Annotated in this window: 13 protein-coding genes; 6 read left to right on the forward strand and 7 right to left on the reverse strand. The window is 71.5% G+C overall.

Annotation, left to right across the window (positions count from 1 at the left end; genetic code table 11):
* The first annotated feature begins 26 nt into the window (after positions 1-26).
* A complete protein-coding gene (locus B2363_RS06755) occupies positions 27-1,295 on the forward strand; it encodes a hypothetical protein (protein ID WP_286929321.1) in 1,269 nt (422 codons plus the stop codon).
* Positions 1,296-1,299: 4 nt separating this feature from the next.
* Here B2363_RS06755 and B2363_RS06760 read toward each other — a convergent pair whose 3' ends face one another.
* Both B2363_RS06760 and B2363_RS06765 read right to left on the reverse strand, forming a co-directional pair.
* A complete protein-coding gene (locus B2363_RS06760; RefSeq protein ID WP_286929322.1) occupies positions 1,300-2,670 on the reverse strand; it encodes an O-antigen ligase family protein in 1,371 nt (456 codons plus the stop codon).
* On the reverse strand, positions 2,667-3,503 hold the full coding sequence (locus tag B2363_RS06765; protein ID WP_286929323.1) for a hypothetical protein: 837 nt from the start codon (positions 3,501-3,503) through the stop codon (positions 2,667-2,669). Before B2363_RS06765 ends, B2363_RS06760 begins: the two co-directional genes overlap by 4 nt.
* Positions 3,504-3,702: 199 nt before the next feature.
* Here B2363_RS06765 and B2363_RS06770 point away from each other — a divergent pair, with 199 nt between their 5' ends.
* Positions 3,703-4,386, forward strand: coding sequence for a hypothetical protein (locus B2363_RS06770; RefSeq protein WP_286929324.1), 684 nt, complete (start codon positions 3,703-3,705; stop codon positions 4,384-4,386).
* Between the two features lie 84 nt (positions 4,387-4,470).
* On the opposite strand, the gene B2363_RS06775 is transcribed toward B2363_RS06770, so the two are convergent.
* Entirely contained in the window at positions 4,471-6,009 is a 1,539-nt protein-coding gene (locus tag B2363_RS06775) for a DUF4082 domain-containing protein (protein WP_286929326.1), read from the reverse strand.
* Between the two features lie 195 nt (positions 6,010-6,204).
* The gene (locus tag B2363_RS06780) at positions 6,205-7,518 is read right to left on the reverse strand and encodes a glycosyltransferase family 4 protein (RefSeq protein WP_286929327.1); all 1,314 of its coding nucleotides are present in this window, start codon (positions 7,516-7,518) and stop codon (positions 6,205-6,207) included.
* Positions 7,519-7,630: 112 nt separating this feature from the next.
* Here B2363_RS06780 and B2363_RS06785 point away from each other — a divergent pair, with 112 nt between their 5' ends.
* Together B2363_RS06785 and B2363_RS06790 are read left to right on the forward strand one after the other, a co-directional pair.
* The gene (locus B2363_RS06785; RefSeq protein WP_286929329.1) at positions 7,631-8,236 is read left to right on the forward strand and encodes a serine O-acetyltransferase; all 606 of its coding nucleotides are present in this window, start codon (positions 7,631-7,633) and stop codon (positions 8,234-8,236) included.
* Positions 8,233-9,636 (forward strand): class I adenylate-forming enzyme family protein, encoded by a 1,404-nt coding sequence (locus tag B2363_RS06790; RefSeq protein WP_286929331.1) that lies wholly within the window; start codon positions 8,233-8,235, stop codon positions 9,634-9,636. Before B2363_RS06785 ends, B2363_RS06790 begins: the two co-directional genes overlap by 4 nt.
* Positions 9,637-9,639: 3 nt before the next feature.
* Here B2363_RS06790 and nadE read toward each other — a convergent pair whose 3' ends face one another.
* The 3 genes from nadE to B2363_RS06805 are packed head-to-tail and all read right to left on the reverse strand — an operon-like array spanning position 9,640 to position 12,809.
* A complete protein-coding gene (gene nadE, locus B2363_RS06795) occupies positions 9,640-10,605 on the reverse strand; it encodes an NAD(+) synthase (RefSeq protein ID WP_181754770.1) in 966 nt (321 codons plus the stop codon).
* Positions 10,602-12,542 carry an asparagine synthase (glutamine-hydrolyzing) gene (asnB, locus tag B2363_RS06800; RefSeq protein ID WP_286929333.1) on the reverse strand — a complete coding sequence of 647 codons (1,941 nt, stop codon included), beginning with the start codon at positions 12,540-12,542 and terminating at the stop codon, positions 10,602-10,604. The genes nadE and asnB overlap by 4 nt, the downstream gene beginning before the upstream one ends.
* A gap of 18 nt (positions 12,543-12,560) precedes the next feature.
* A complete protein-coding gene (locus tag B2363_RS06805) occupies positions 12,561-12,809 on the reverse strand; it encodes a hypothetical protein (protein WP_286929334.1) in 249 nt (82 codons plus the stop codon).
* Between the two features lie 202 nt (positions 12,810-13,011).
* Between B2363_RS06805 and B2363_RS06810 the strand changes: the two genes are divergently transcribed.
* A complete protein-coding gene (locus tag B2363_RS06810) occupies positions 13,012-13,851 on the forward strand; it encodes a hypothetical protein (RefSeq protein WP_286929335.1) in 840 nt (279 codons plus the stop codon).
* Positions 13,848-14,234, forward strand: a complete 387-nt coding sequence (acpS, locus tag B2363_RS06815; RefSeq protein WP_286929337.1) for a holo-ACP synthase — start codon at positions 13,848-13,850, stop codon at positions 14,232-14,234. The genes B2363_RS06810 and acpS overlap by 4 nt, the downstream gene beginning before the upstream one ends.
* The last annotated feature ends 48 nt before the right edge of the window (positions 14,235-14,282 follow it).

Genomic DNA, 14,282 nt, shown 5'->3' on the forward strand with positions numbered 1-14,282 from the left:
GGCGATTCCGCGACTAGGCTCGGGCCATGGCAGATCCATCTCGGCTGGTGCCGATCGCCGGGATCGACCGGCTCCTGGGCGGCTCGCGGATCCGCCAGTCCTTCAGTCCACTCGACCTGCCGCCGCTGGAGCTGCTGGGTGACGCGCTCGTGCGGCTCGCCGCCCACGGCCCCCACACCCGGGCCGGGTTCGTGAAGGCCGACGACGAGCACTGGCGCTACGTCGGCGCCGGCATCGCCGAGCGGCTGCCCGAGATCTTCCGCGTCGTACCCGAGGGCACGGCCGAGTCGGCCCAGGACTGGCTCGCGGCGCACCTCGTCGAGGACCTCCCGCTGCAGTTCGCCGTGAAGGGCGACGAGCTCGCCTCGGCCTTCGACCACGTGCTGCTCGACGCACCTCTGGCCTCGAGCATGCCGACCATCATCGTGACGATGGCCGGGGGAGCGCCGGTCCCGTCGCTGTTCGACACGGTCACCGAGCGGCCCGTGACGCGCGCCCTGTGGAACACCTTCGGCCGTCACCCCGGCACCCTGCTGACCCTCCTGCGCAGCCGCGGCGCTGCTCCCGAGGTGGCCGCCCTCCCGGCCGGTGCGGTCGAGCGCGAGGACGATCGCGTGCCCCTCGTCGATCCCGGGCACCTGACCCACCGCCTGCACCGCTCGTGCGACGTCGAGCAGATGGCCGGGGTCCGCGAATGGGGTGCGGCGCACGGTCTCGGGATCAGTCCCACCATGATACTGCTGGCGGCCGCCGCCACGCAGCAGGCCGGCATCCCCATCGAGCCGCAGGGCGACCTGGTGGTCGACCTGCGCCGCTACCTGCCGAAGGGCGTGACCACGGGCGGGAACTTCATCACCGGGGTGTCCGTCCCGGTGTGGGGCGAGGGGTTCGAGCCGCCGATGGTGGGCGAGCGCCTCAGCACGATGCTCGACTCGGGCCGGCCGCTGGCGGCGGTGGCCGCGCGACTGCTGCGAGCGCGGCGGCGCCCGCCCACGGCCCCGACCGAGGCCGACACCGTGCCGCGGCCGGTGCGCGCCCGGACGTCGGTCAGCAACCCCGGCGTCCTGCGGATCTACGAGGCGCTGCCGTGGAAGGTACCGCCGGCCGAGCGCCGGGTCGTACACGGCACCGACGGCGTGGTGCCGAACGCCATCGGCTGGATCAGCTCGACCGACGCGGGACAGTTCCGCGTCTCGGTGTCCTTCCGTGCCGACGTGTTCGACCCCGCCCTGGTGGACCGTGCCGCCACGCTCATGTTCACCGATCCGGTGGGCGTGCTCGACGCGATGGTCTGACGCCTCAGCGCGCGCGGCGGAGGCGGCGGCGCACCGCGCCGACCCAGCGCCGCGGGTGCGGGACGGCCGGCTTCGTCAGCGCCAGCGCCGCGGGACGACGTGGCTCGAGCACGACGATCCTGTGCACCGCTCCGGCCATGCCCAGCAACAGGAAGTACGTGCCCATCGTCATCGGGAACGCGAACGAGTCGAACAGCGCCATGCCCGTGGCGCCGGCGGCGATGGCGGCCAGCAGGGACAGGCCCAGGTCGCGCGTGTCCTCGTCCTCGGCGAGCAGGCGCACCCGCAGTGACACCCAGAGCCCGGCCACGGCGAGCAGCAGGAAGGCCGCCGTGCCGACCAGGCCGATGCTGACCATGAGCAGCAGGTACTGGTTGTCGAAGATCCGGTACTTGGGCAGGAACGAGCCCAGGCCGCGGCCGAAGAAGGGCGACTGCGCGATGTACGCCCAGGCGATCTCGTAGCTGTCGGTGCGCGACGTGATGCTCGGGTCGGTGCCGACGTTGCGGAACAGCGACTGGATCGTGCCGAACAGCCGGGGCACGGCGGCGAACAGCACCACCGCCATCGCGAAGGCGCCGGCGAGGAAGAGCCGACGACGCTCGCGCGGCCAGCCGATCACCAGCACCGCCGCGGCGACCGCGGCGCTGACGTAGGCCGAGCGCGAGAAGGTCAGGGCGATCGTGACACCCACCATGAGCGTGGGGATCCACTGCAGCAGCCGTCGCCCGTGAGTGGTGTGGAACGCCGCGTGCAGCGTGAACGGCAGCATCATCGCCATGATCACGCCGAACTCGATCGGGTGCGTCGCGGTGGCCGAGGGCCGGATCGTGTCGCCGCGCGTGAACACCTCGAACTGCGCGGCGGACAGGCCCGGGATGGAGATCCGGTTGATGATCGGGTCGCTCGTGACGACCTGCATGATGCCCAGGAACGCCATCAGGCCACCGGCCCACGCCAGGCCCGTCGCCAGCGTGCGGGCGCGCTCCATGGAGGAGATGCCGTCGTGCGCGACCAGCAGCGTGCCCGACCACGAGAGGACGACCGCCATCGCGACGTTCACGGGGCTGATCTCGTCAAAGTCGATCGGCCGGGACATCGCCACGACGTAGGTGATCGCGACACAGGCCACGAAGCCGAACAGGGCGCGCCGGACGGGCAGCACCTCGCGGGCGTGACTCTGGCTGGTGGTGCGCCCCACCTGGTAGAGCGCCCAGCCGCCAAGGCTGATCAGGCCGACCAGCATCGAGGGCGAGCCGGCACTGCCGAGCGCGGGGACGACCAGCCGGGACGGGATCGCGTAGAGGACGGTCAGGTAGAGCAGGAGCCAGGTGACCGAGTCCATCCGCGCCGGAGTCCGGACGGACGAGCTCATGGCGGGGTGAGGCTCCGGGGGCTCCGGCGGGCGAGCTCCTCCTCCGTGGGCTCCCACGTCTGCTCGTTGCCGGGGGTGTCGGTGCCCCCGTCGGTGTCGGAGGTGGCGTCCTTCACGGACTGCTCGTCGGCCAACTCGGTGGCCACGGCGTCGTCCGTGTCGGTGGAGTCGGAGGTGACCGTGCCGTCCGTCGCGGGGACCGGAGTGGCGTCGGCCTCGCGAAGGCGGCGCGCACGACGGCGGCGCGCGATCGCGTCGATGCCTGCGGTGGCGCCGGCGGTCAGCGCCAGACCCACGGCGACCGCCGCGACGACGGCTCGCGTGGTGGCGCGGGTGACGGCGGTGGCCTCGAGGTCGGCGGCGAGCTGCATGGACGTGATGGAGTCACCCTTCGGCACGTCCTGCTGGGCCTGCAGGTCGGTGAGCGCGGTCGGCGCCGCGGCCAGGACCGCCTCGAGGGTGTCCACGGTGGCCTTGGCGCTCTGCGCCGACACCTGGACGAGGACCACGGGACCGCGCATCGTCGGGTCGGTGGTGACCTCGTAGAGGGCGCCCGGCTGCTTCTCGAGGATCTGCTCGCGGACCTCGTCGCCGTTGAGGCGGGCCACCACGAGCGACGTCGGCACGTCGAGGTTGTTCAGCTGGAGGAACGGGTTCTTGATGCCTTCGCCGCTGACCTGGTCCTCGGGAGGCAGCAGCAGCACCGTGCCGCTGGCCTCGTAGACCGGGGGAGTGGACGAGTACGCGGCGTAGCCCAGGACTCCGGTGAGGAGCAGGCCCGCCACGACGACGTACCAGCGTCGCAGCACCGTCTTGATGACTTCTACCAGCATGGATTCCCCAGTGGATCTCGTTCCCCGACTCCCGCGCGATGACCCTGTGCCGGCCGCCGTGGTCCCATCGTAACGAGGGGATCGCGATGCGGGGGGCTTTCCGCCCGGCGGTGGAACACCGTGATCGGCCCGGAACGACGGGAGTGCGTGCCAGACTGGAGGGCGACGCGGACGCCCGGTCCGCCGGAGGAGGAGTGACGTGGTCTTCTGGGACGTGCTCGTCGCCGCCTTCCGGCGCTGGTACGTCGTCGTGCTCGGGCTCGGGATCACCTACGTCGCCGTCGCGGCGGTCGGCTCCGGACAGGACGTCTACTACCTGCGGGGACAGGCCGTCTTCGTCTCCCCGGCCAGCGAGGTCTACCCGAACAAGCTGCGCGTCAACGCCGCCGACCTGATCACCGTGGCCGGAATCGTCGGCAAGCGGATCAACGGCATGGACGCGCTGCCGAAGACGGCGTCCTCGGCCGCGACCATGGTGGGTCGCGGGGTGCGCGACGGCGTGCTGATCACGCTGCCCGACAACGGGGTCCAGTGGGCGCCGTACTTCGACACCCGCGCCCTCTACATCGAGGTGGCCGCCCCCGATCCCGAGATCGCGCGAGCTCGGCACCGCGAGGCGCTGCGCCAGATCTCGGCCGAGCTCCAGACCCTCCAGGACGAGCAGGACGTCGCCGCGGACGAGCGGGTGACGATCGCGCCCTCGCCCGAGTCGCCGGCCGTGGTCCAGTTCCGCGGCCAGCCCAGGCTCGCCCAGCTGATGGTGCTGGTCCTCGGCGGCGGCGCCACCCTGCTGTGCGTGGCGGCCCTGGAGCGGAGCGCCCAGCGCCGCCGCGACCGCAAGCCCGCGGCTGCCGACGACGACCGTGAGCTCGCTCGGGTCTGACCTCCTCCTGCCTGCACGACGAAGCCCCGCGCACCATCAGGTGCGCGGGGCTCCGTCGTCACGATCGCAACGGGCGGTGCGGGGTCAGCCGCGGAAGCCCAGGCACGAGAGCGGGCGACTGGACGACCAGGCTCCGGTGCTCTCGTTGTAGTTGACGTACTCGTTCCCCGAGCCCCAGGTGATCCCGGCGCCGCAGGCCTGGTTGTGGCTCGGCCCGTAGATCCAGGAGTCCTCGGCCACCTTGAGGTTGGTGACCTGACCCGGGGTGTCGAGGCGGAAGACGAAGCCGCCGCCGGACACGAGCACGTTGTCGATCACGGCACTGGTGTTGCCCTGGGTGGGGTAGAAGAACGCCGAGTTGCCGATGCAGTACGGCGTCGGGTTCAGCTTCAGCACCGAGTGCCGCACCGTGACCTTCGCGCCGTTGTAGCCCTGCAGCGCGTCACCGTGCCAGTCGATGCCACTGCCGGCACGCTCGCAGCCGGCGTAGGCGTTCACGCTGACGAACGAGTCGACGACGGAGACCTCGCCGCAGCCGTAGTCGCGGCCACCGACGCGCAGGCCCTCGGACGGACCGTCGACCTTGACCCGGCGCGCCGTGTAGCCGCCGAACTGGATGGCCGGCTGGCCGATGTCGGTCGACCCGCGCAGGATCGTCGTGTCCTCGACGACCAGCCCGTTGGAGCACTGGCGGTTGAAGACGTTGCTGATCTGCCCGCTGCTGATCTCGACCCGCCGGACGGTGACGTTCGCCGCGCGGATGTTGAGGTTGCCGTTCACGATCCGCAGGTCCTGGACCACCGCGCCGGCCGTGGTGACGTTGTGGTCACCGTTGATCGTGCGGGTGGGGGTCCAGCCGGCCGGCGTTCCGGTGTTGGCTCGGGTCGGGAAGTTGGAGCCTCCCGCCGGCGGGCTCGTCGGCGCGGTCGTCGGGCTCGTGGTGGGCTGGCTCGTCGGTGCCGTGGTCGGAGCACTGGTCGGCGCTGTCGTCGGAGCCGTGGTGGGTGCCGAGGTCGGAGCCGTGGTGGGCGCCGAGGTCGGAGCCGTGGTGGGCGTCGTGGTGGGCGGGGGCGTCGTGGGCCCGGCGTCGCCGGTGGAGACCACCACGTCGACGTGGTAGTTCGAGGCGCGGTACGTCCGCGTCGGGAAGTTGCCGAGGCGTCCGCTGTAGACACCCGCCTCCGGGGCGGCCCGCAGCACGCCGTTGCTCACCGCACGGGTGAACTGGCGCTGGTCCTGGGGCTGGCGGCCCTGGGGTGCGGAGTAGGAGACGACGTAGTTCTCGCCGGGCTCGAGCAGCACGGGGGAGTCGAGGTCCACCGTCTGCAGGCCGGTCTGGCCCGAGGCGGGGAAGGTCGCGGTCGACAGCGGCGAGCCGGTGGGCGACCACAGGGTCGCGATCGTGCCGCTGCTGAGGGTCTGGCTCCGGTACACCTGGATCGACTCGGCGTAGGCCGGACGGGTGACCTGGAACTTCAGCCCGACCTCCCAGGGGCGGGAGTCGCCCAGCGCGCGGGGGCGCAGGTCGTCGGGGAGGAGGCTCTGCGTCTCCGCGGCGGCGGAGGTGCGCTCCGTGGCGGCGAACAGGGCTGGGGTGGTGAGTGTGACGGCGAGCAGTGCCATGACGAGGCTGCGTCGCGAGAAGGAGAGTTTCCGCTTGGCCGAGATCCTGCGGTGCTTTCGGGGGGACTGGGGGGTCAACGGCATGGAGATAGGCCTTGAAGTAGAGGCGTGAACTCGCCAACCCTCGCACGCCCCGACACGGCGATGCAAGCGAAATGGCAGGCAGAACCGGCCCTCGGGCGAGAGTGGAGTGACTCAGGATGCGGGTGGGACTGGGCCCCGCGAGAGCACGAAGCGCTCGAACTCCTCCTGTGTGACCAAGTCCACATAGTTCTTTCTGACTGGTCCGGCCTCGTCCGTGGTACCCAGCAGGGCCCTCCAGACGCCGACGTAAGCCTCCGACTGCGGTTTCCAGTCCAAGTGGGTCGAAACGCGTTCGCGGGCCTCTCGCGCCAGCCTGACGCGCAGTTCCGGGTCGTCGAGCAGGCGCTCGACGGCATCGGTGAAGGCGCCGATGTCACCCGATTCGACGTACAGACATGTCTCACCTGCCGAGACCCGGGTCTCCACGAGGTCGAACGAGACGGTGGGCAGCGCATAGGCCATGTACTCCATCGTCTTGTTCATCGTGGAGACGTCGTTCAGCGGCGTCTTGAGGTCGGGGCACAGCCCCACCGTGGCGGCGCTGAGGTGCCGCGCGATCTCGGCCGGACCGACCCGACCGGTGAAGGTGACGAGGTGATCCAGGCCCAGCTCGGTGGAGCGCCGGCGCAGGTCCTCGTAGCAGTCGCCGAAGCCCATGAGGACGGCGTCGACGTCGGTGCGTCCGCGCCGGTGCACGAGCTCGTCCATGACGTCGAGCACGGTCTCCACGCCGTCCTGCGGGCCCATGATCCCGAGGTAGGCCAGCGTGTGGCGGGTGGGCGTGGGGGCACCCGGGTCGTGGATCGGCCGCATCGTCGAGGTGTCCGGGCCGCTGCGCACCACGGTGACGTCCTCCGGACGGAACCCGCCGCGCTCGAGGGCGATCCGCTTGTACGACTCGTTCGTTGAGATGACGTGGTCCGCCGTGGCGTACGTGCGGCGCTCGAGCCACTTCAGGAAGGAGAACTGCAGGCGCTGCATGAGCGAGGAGGGCTCGCCGAAGCGCGAGAGGAAGAGCTCGGGATTGAGGTCGTGCTGGTCGAACACGAACGCCACGCCGCGCCGGCGCCACAGCCGGGCCAGCGCCCAGTAGGTGTCGGGCGGGTTGCAGGCCTGGATCGCCTGGAAGGGGCGCTCGCGCCACACGCGCAGCGAGAGCCAGGCGGTGCGCAGCCACGAGTAGACGAACTCCACCAGGTAGCCGAGCGCGCCCGAGGCCTGCGGCGCGGGACGGTACTTGTGGATGCGGACCCCGTCGAGGGTCTCCGCGGACGGGTCGCCCGGGCCCTTGGGGCAGATCACGCTCACGTCGAACCCGGCGGCGATCAGCGCCCGGCACTCGAGCCACACGCGGCGGTCCAGCGGAACCGGCAGGTTCTGGACGATCACGAGGACGTGCGGCCGGGATGCGGGCGCGTTCGACATGGGCACCAGCGTAGGCAGTCCGCCGGGCCGTCGTGGCGAAACCGCGAGTCTGTCCCGACAGCCGCGTTTCGTGGCTCGACCGGCGGCCCTCGTCCGGTGCCATACTCCTGCCATGACGACAGACCAGGAGCCCGCGAAGCCGACCGCGCCGGTCGTCACCGACCCCACCGAATGGGACATGTCGACGTGGCAGGGCCTGCTCGACATCGTCCGTGAGGACATGGCCTCGCACGCTCCCGGCTGGCTCGTGCCCGCCAAGCACATGCTCGCGGTGCACCGCTTCGGCGAGTGGGTCCACGCCCCCGCGCGCGGCTTCCTCGTCCGCCGCCTCGGACGGGTGCTCTACAAGTTCGTCAACGCCGCGTACGTCCGGAACGTGCTGGGGTTCGAGGTCAGCCACGACACGGCGATCGGTCACCGGGTGGTCTTCGTCCACCAGAACGGCGTGGTGCTCCAGCCCGGTGCCGTCATCGGTGACGACTGCATGATCTACCACGGCGTCACCCTCGGCCGCCGGTGGGAGCCCGACCATGCGGAGTCCTATTACGCGCCGCCACGGATCGGCCGCGGCGTCCACCTCGGCGTGGGCAGCGTCGTCATCGGAGCGGTGCGCGTCGGCGACGGCGCCAAGGTCGGTCCCAACGCGGTCGTCGTCACCGACGTCCCGGCCGGCGGCAGCGTGGTGTCGCCCCCCGCCCGGTCGCTGAGGCTGCGATGACGGGTGTCTCGTTCGCCGACCTGCTGCGGTGGACCGACGACCCGCAGCGCGTCGCGGTGATCGACGGGGAGACCGTCCTCACGCGTGGCGACCTGTTCACGCGGGCGCTCGAGCGCGCCGAGCACATCGCGGCCACCGTGCCGGCCGACGAGCGCGTCGCCCTGTCGGGTGCGGGGCACGAGGCCGTCGTCGACATCGTCGCGGTGCTCCTGTCGGGCCGGTCGCTCGTCATGCTGCCGCGACCCACCCCCGAGCGCACCCGCGAGCTCGCGGCGCGGTCGCGGTGCCGGTTCGACCTGGCGGCCGGCACCCTCGAGCCGTTCGGCGTCGAGCCCTCGACCGATCCGCGCCACCTCCCCGCCGACGGCGTCGACGTCGTCGGCTCGCCCGAGGCGCTGCTCCTGTTCACCTCCGGCACGACGAGCGAGCCGAAGGGCGTGCGGCTCTCGGCACGGAACGTCGCGTGCAACGTCACCGCGGTGAACCAGGTGGTGCAGCCGTGGGACACCGACCGGGACGTCCTCGGCTTCATCCTCGACCCGACGCACTCCTACGGGTTCTCGATGGTGCTGCTGGCGCTGATGCGCTCGGTGCCCCTGCTGATGACGTCGGGCACCCTGCCGTCGCGGCCGCTCGCCGATCTGCTCGACCAGCACGGCGTGACGATCCTGCCGTGCGTCCCCTACTACCTGCGCCTCGTCGCGCGCCGCTTCACGCTCGGCGAGGACTTCGCCCCGGCCCTGCGCATGCTGCTGCTGGCCGGCGGCGGGGTGTCCGACGCCTCGCTCGCCGAGCTGACGCCGGGGTTCGGTGGCGGCACGCACCTCATGTACGGGCTCACCGAGGCCACCGCCCGGGTGGCCGTGCGGCCGCCGGGCAGCACCGCGCCGGCCGACTCCGTGGGCCTGCCCCTGCCGGGCACCACGGTCGACCTCGTCGACGCCGACGGCCGGGTCGCGACGGACGAGGAGGGACGCATCCGCGTGAACGGCCCCTCGGTCTTCATGGGCTACCTCGGCGACCCGGTGCGCGAGCCCGGCACGCCGCTGGTCACCACCGATCTCGGCCGGATGGACGCCCACGGCCACCTCACCGTGACCGGACGGCTCGCGGAGATGATCAACTTCCGCGGCAACCGCGTCTCGGCCGTGGCGGTCGAGGCCGAGGTCGCCCGCGTCGACGGCGTGGCCGGTGCGCTGCTGCTGGCCGACGACACGGTCGAGGACGCGCAGTGCTCGCTGTTCGTCGAGCTGGCGCCCGACGCCGATCGCGAGGGACTCACGCGGCGTGTGCTGGCCGCGGTCGACCCGCGCGGCCTCGTGCGCGAGGTGGTGGTGGTCGACCGCCTCGAGACCACGCGCACCGGCAAGCTGGTCAGGCGCCGCCCGGCCGGCGCCTGAGGCTCACAGCGACGTCAGCAGGTACTCCGCGTACAGCGCCCGGCGCGTGTAGAGCTCGAAGAACTTCTCCACGTCCGAGGTGCCCAGGCCGAGGCGCTCGGCGGTGGCCGCCGGGTCCTCCTGCTGGTCCCAGGCCAGCCACAGCTCGTCGTTCATGCGCACCGACGTGCCGTAGAAGTACTCCTCCTGGCTCTGCGGCGCGCTGAACGTGTCGGTCGTGGGCGGCCGCTTCTGCACCGACTCGGGCACGCCGATGTGCGCCGCGACCTCGTACACGTGCGACTTGAGCAGGTGGCGCAGCGGGAAGACCTCGCCGCAGCCGTCGCCGTGCTTGACGTAGAAGCCCTGGTCGAGCTCGAGGCGGTTGGAGGTGCCCACCACGATCTGGTTGCGCTCGTCGGCGATGCGGTAGGTCGAGAGCATCCGGATGCGCTGCTTCTGGTTGGTCGCGGCCATGATCGTCAGGAAGTCGCGGCCGCCGAGGCGGTGCATCGTCTGCTCGCCGCCGCGGATCACGTTGAGGCGGAAGGACTGGAGCTGCTCGTCGTTGCCCAGCGCCGGATCGAACTCCACCGAGTAGCGGTCGCCGGCGTCAGCGTCGAACTCGGGCACGATCTTGCGGACCACCGCGAGGCGGTCGTCGTAGCAGCCGAGGGCGTCCAGCGGGGCGGTGATGTCGCGGTGCAGCAATTCGACGCCGAACGCGTCGGCGACCTCCTGCGCGTAGCCCACGGTCTCGCCCGAGCTCTCCTTGTCGGGCAGCGTCAGCGCGACGACGCGCTTCGCCCCCAGCGCGCGCACGGCCAGGCCCAGGCAGGCGGAGGAGTCGATGCCGCCGCTGAGCGCGACGATCGCCCCGGTGCGGCGGAAGTGCCGCGCGGTGTCGCGGATGGACGCGACGAGCAGGTCGGTGGTGGCGCCCACGTCCTCGAGGTCGATCCGGCGGCTCAGTTCCTGGATGTCGGTCATGCGGTTCCCCTTCGAAGGTCGGCGTCCGCGTCCGCGAAGCCGTAGGTCTGGACGAGCATCGTGGTGCTGAGGATCCACACGAGCGCGAGGTCGTCGTGGAAGCTCGTGCGGCTGCGATGGGTCTTGTCGATGAGCCACGCCACCCGCCGGGGGTCGAAGACCCCGGTGTCGGCCACGGCGTCGGGCGAGAGGTACCGGTCGAGCAGGGCGCGGCCGGTGGGCGAGCGGAAGACGCCGCCCTCGGGCGCGGTGTAGGGCTGCTTGACGCGCTCGGTGACCGCGGCCGGGAGGTGGGCGCGCACCGCCTCCTTGAGCACGAGCTTCTCGTTGAGGTCGTGCAGCTTCGAGGCCTCGGGCAGCGTCAGGGCGAAGTCGATGACGTCCTCGTCGAGGAACGGGTAGCGGCACTCCACGCTCTGGGCCATGAACGGGCGGTCGCACTGGGTGGCCAGCAGCGAGGTGCCCAGGAAGTAGGTGGCCTCGAGGTACTGCGCCCGCTCGACCGTGGACCACCCGTGGAAGGCGTCGGGCAGCCGGTCGCGGACGCGCCCGAGGGTGCCCTCGAGCGAGGTCTGCTCGCGCAGCGGCTCGGCGAGGTACTGGGTGATCCGGAAGGCCGCCGACCAGCGGTGCAGGTGCGAGAAGACGGGGTCGTCGCGCTGCTCGAGTCCGCGCTCGTAGAACGCGGCGCTCGCTCCGCGACCCAGCTGCTCCTGGTGGGCCAGCGCCTTCTCGAGCAGCCGGCCGAAGGCGGGGGAGTCGGGGTCGGCGGCCCACGCGTCGCGGATGGACGCCACCTTGAACACGTCGTAGCCGCAGAACAGCTCGTCGGCGCCCTCGCCGCTGAGCACGGCGCGCGAGCCGCTCTGCTTGATCCGCTCGGCCAGCGCGATCGAGGACCCCGGCGCGGTGCGCATGAGCGGCAGCTCGGCGTGGCGCGTGATCAGCTCGAGGGCCGACGCGACGGACTCGTCGTCGCACACGATCGCGTCGTGGTGGGTGTCGAAGTGCTCCGAGACGAGCGCTTGGTAGGGAGCCTCGTTCAGCCCCTCCTGGGCGAACTGGATCGAGAAGCTGTCGATCGTCTGGTCGGGCCGGATCGAGCGCAGGGCAGCGAGCACCGCGCTGGAGTCCAGGCCACCCGACAGCAGTACGGCGGGATCGCCGTACTGGGGGACCCGACGCTCGACCGCGGCGGTGAGCAGCCCGAGCAGCTCCTTGGCCTGGTCGTCGACGCTGCGGTCGTCGCGCTGCTCGGCGAACTCGAAGCGCCAGTAGCGCGAGGCGGTCTCGTGGCCGTCGTGGGACTCGACGAAGCCGCCGGCCGGGACGGAGGAGACGCCGTGGAACGCGGTGCGGCCCGGGTGCAGTCCCCACAGCACCCCGGCGTCGACGATGTCGGGCAGCGACATGGGGGTGCGCAGGCCCGCGTCGGCGAACGCCTTGACCTCGGAGGCGAAGACCAGCTCGTCGGCGGGCGTCCGCGTCCAGAACAGCGGGACGATGCCGAGCCGGTCGCGCGCAAGCAGGAGCCGACGGCGATCGGCGTCCCAGAACGCGATCGCGAACTGGCCGCGGAAGCGGGCGAACGCGTCGGAGCCCCACTCCATCAGGGCGTGCAGCACGACCTCGGTGTCACCGGAGGTGCGGAACGTGTGCCCGACGCCCTCCAGCGCCGACCGCAGCTCGGCGAAGTTGTAGACCTCGCCGTTGAACGACAGGAGGTAGCGCCCCGCGTCGTCGGCCATCGGCTGGCGGGAGGTGGGCTTGTCCACCAGCGCGAGCCGGACCGTGCCGAAGTGCGCGGCGCCCGAGCTGGTGGAGAGGCTCTCGTCGGGGCCGCGGTGCGCGATGCTGGCCAGCATCCGCTCCACCGACCGGAGTCGGTGGGCGTCGTCGTGGGACGCCGGTGCGACGATCCCCGCAATTCCGCACATGGCCGGTCCGGTGGCGAATCAGCTGTGCTGCACGATGAAGTCGACGACGGAGTCGACGGACGCGAAGGTGGCCCGGGTCTCCTCCTCGGCGGCGAGGGGCCGCCCGATGCGGTCCTCGACGAACACGGCGACCTCGGCGATGCCGAGGGAGTCCAGGACGTCGTCCACGAGGGGGGAGTCGTCCTTCAGCTCCTCCGGATCGAGGGGGATCAGCTCCCCGAGGATCAGCTCGCGCAGCTCGTTCACGAGCTCTTCTCGCGTGGCCATGGGCACTCCTTTACCTTCTGTCACACCTGCCGATGCCAGCCCGGGGTCGACCGTCCCGGTGTCCGGACACTACCAGTCGAATTACGGCGAATTCACGGGTTTCCGGCAACGGTCGGACGGTACGATCGGGGCACCGGATCACGTATCTCCCACGAGTCCTGCGGCTCCTTGGTGATACCACCGCGACGAGAGGAGTTCGACGATGCGCAAGGCCTGGGTCATTCTGGTGGCGCTGCTGGCCGCCGTCGCCCTCGCCGCAGGCATCGGGATCGCCGTCGCGGCCGACGTCGACGAGGTCGCCGGCGAACCCTTCACCCCCGTCGAGGCGAGCGAGGCCGACATGGAATCACTGGGCGACACCAAGGTCTTCTTCGCGCACCAGTCGGTGGGCGACGACGTCCTGCGGGGCATCGGCCTGATCCACGAGCAGGAGGGCCTGCCCGCTCCCGAGGTCACCGAGGCCACGTCCGTCGCGGGTCCCGGCATCACCCACATGCACGTCGGCACCAACGGCGATCCGCTCGGCAAGATCAAGGAGTTCGACTCCGTGGTCCGTGCCGGGGTGGGCGACCAGGCCGACGTCGTCGTGTTCAAGCTCTGCTACGTCGACCTGTGGGCGTCCTCCGACCTCGACGAGGTCTTCACGGCCTACCGCGACACGCTGCGCTCGCTGCAGGAGGCCTACCCGGACACCACGTTCGTCGCCACGACCGAGCCGGTCACCACGCGACGCAGCTGGAAGGGCTGGGTCAAGAAGGCGATCGGGCGCGACGACGGCCTCGCGAACGAGAACAACGTCGCCCGCGAGCGCTACAACCAGATGATCCGCGCGGAGTTCTCCGAGCCGGGCGAGCTGTGGGACGTCGCCGCGATGCAGTCCACGACACCCTCGGGCGAGCGGGTCGCGGCCTCCGAGGACGGCCAGACCTTCTACTCCCTCTACGACGGGTACGCCCGCGATCCCGGCCACCTGAACGAGGCCGGCAGCATCGTCGCCGCCCACAGCTTCCTGGCCACGGTGGCGGCGGCGAACCGGTCGTGACCCCCGGCGTCGCCTGCGGGGTCGACATCGTGTCGGTCGCCCGCATCCGGGCCGCCGTGGAGCGCTCGGGCCCCCGGTTCCTGCAGAAGTACTGGACCGAGGACGAGCTGGCCTACTGCGCGGGGCGGCCCGAGCGACTGGCAGCCCGGTGGGCGGCGAAGGAGGCCGTGATGAAGGTCCTGGAGGGCGGCTTCGACCGGTTCGACCCGCTCTCGATCGAGGTGCGCCGCGACGTCGGGGGAGTCCCGCGGCTCGAGCTCGCGGCTGCCGCCGCCGACCGCGCGCGCGAGGTCGGCCTCGCATCGTGGTCCCTCTCGCTCTCGCACGAGCAGGAGCACGCGATCGCGATGGTCACGGCACTGCGCTGGCCCCCGTCGTCCTGAGGCTCGCCCGGCGGGTCCCGCGCGGTCCCAGCCCGTAGGCTTGACAGG

It is taken from the genome of Aeromicrobium sp. UBA7512, from assembly GCF_002476985.1.
In the GTDB taxonomy this organism is placed as follows: domain Bacteria; phylum Actinomycetota; class Actinomycetes; order Propionibacteriales; family Nocardioidaceae; genus Aeromicrobium; species Aeromicrobium phoceense.

What these genes read in the sequence shown, in the direction of transcription:
- B2363_RS06755 (WP_286929321.1), top strand. Translation starts at nt 27, where the DNA reads ATGGCAGATCCATCTCGGCTGGTGCCGATCGCCGGGATCGACCGGCTC.
- B2363_RS06760 (WP_286929322.1), bottom strand. Translation starts at nt 2,670, where the DNA reads ATGAGCTCGTCCGTCCGGACTCCGGCGCGGATGGACTCGGTCACCTGG.
- B2363_RS06765 (WP_286929323.1), bottom strand. Translation starts at nt 3,503, where the DNA reads ATGCTGGTAGAAGTCATCAAGACGGTGCTGCGACGCTGGTACGTCGTC.
- B2363_RS06775 (WP_286929326.1), bottom strand. Translation starts at nt 6,009, where the DNA reads ATGGCACTGCTCGCCGTCACACTCACCACCCCAGCCCTGTTCGCCGCC.
- B2363_RS06780 (WP_286929327.1), bottom strand. Translation starts at nt 7,518, where the DNA reads ATGTCGAACGCGCCCGCATCCCGGCCGCACGTCCTCGTGATCGTCCAG.
- B2363_RS06785 (WP_286929329.1), top strand. Translation starts at nt 7,631, where the DNA reads ATGACGACAGACCAGGAGCCCGCGAAGCCGACCGCGCCGGTCGTCACC.
- B2363_RS06790 (WP_286929331.1), top strand. Translation starts at nt 8,233, where the DNA reads ATGACGGGTGTCTCGTTCGCCGACCTGCTGCGGTGGACCGACGACCCG.
- nadE (WP_181754770.1), bottom strand. Translation starts at nt 10,605, where the DNA reads ATGACCGACATCCAGGAACTGAGCCGCCGGATCGACCTCGAGGACGTG.
- asnB (WP_286929333.1), bottom strand. Translation starts at nt 12,542, where the DNA reads ATGTGCGGAATTGCGGGGATCGTCGCACCGGCGTCCCACGACGACGCC.
- B2363_RS06805 (WP_286929334.1), bottom strand. Translation starts at nt 12,809, where the DNA reads ATGGCCACGCGAGAAGAGCTCGTGAACGAGCTGCGCGAGCTGATCCTC.
- B2363_RS06810 (WP_286929335.1), top strand. Translation starts at nt 13,012, where the DNA reads ATGCGCAAGGCCTGGGTCATTCTGGTGGCGCTGCTGGCCGCCGTCGCC.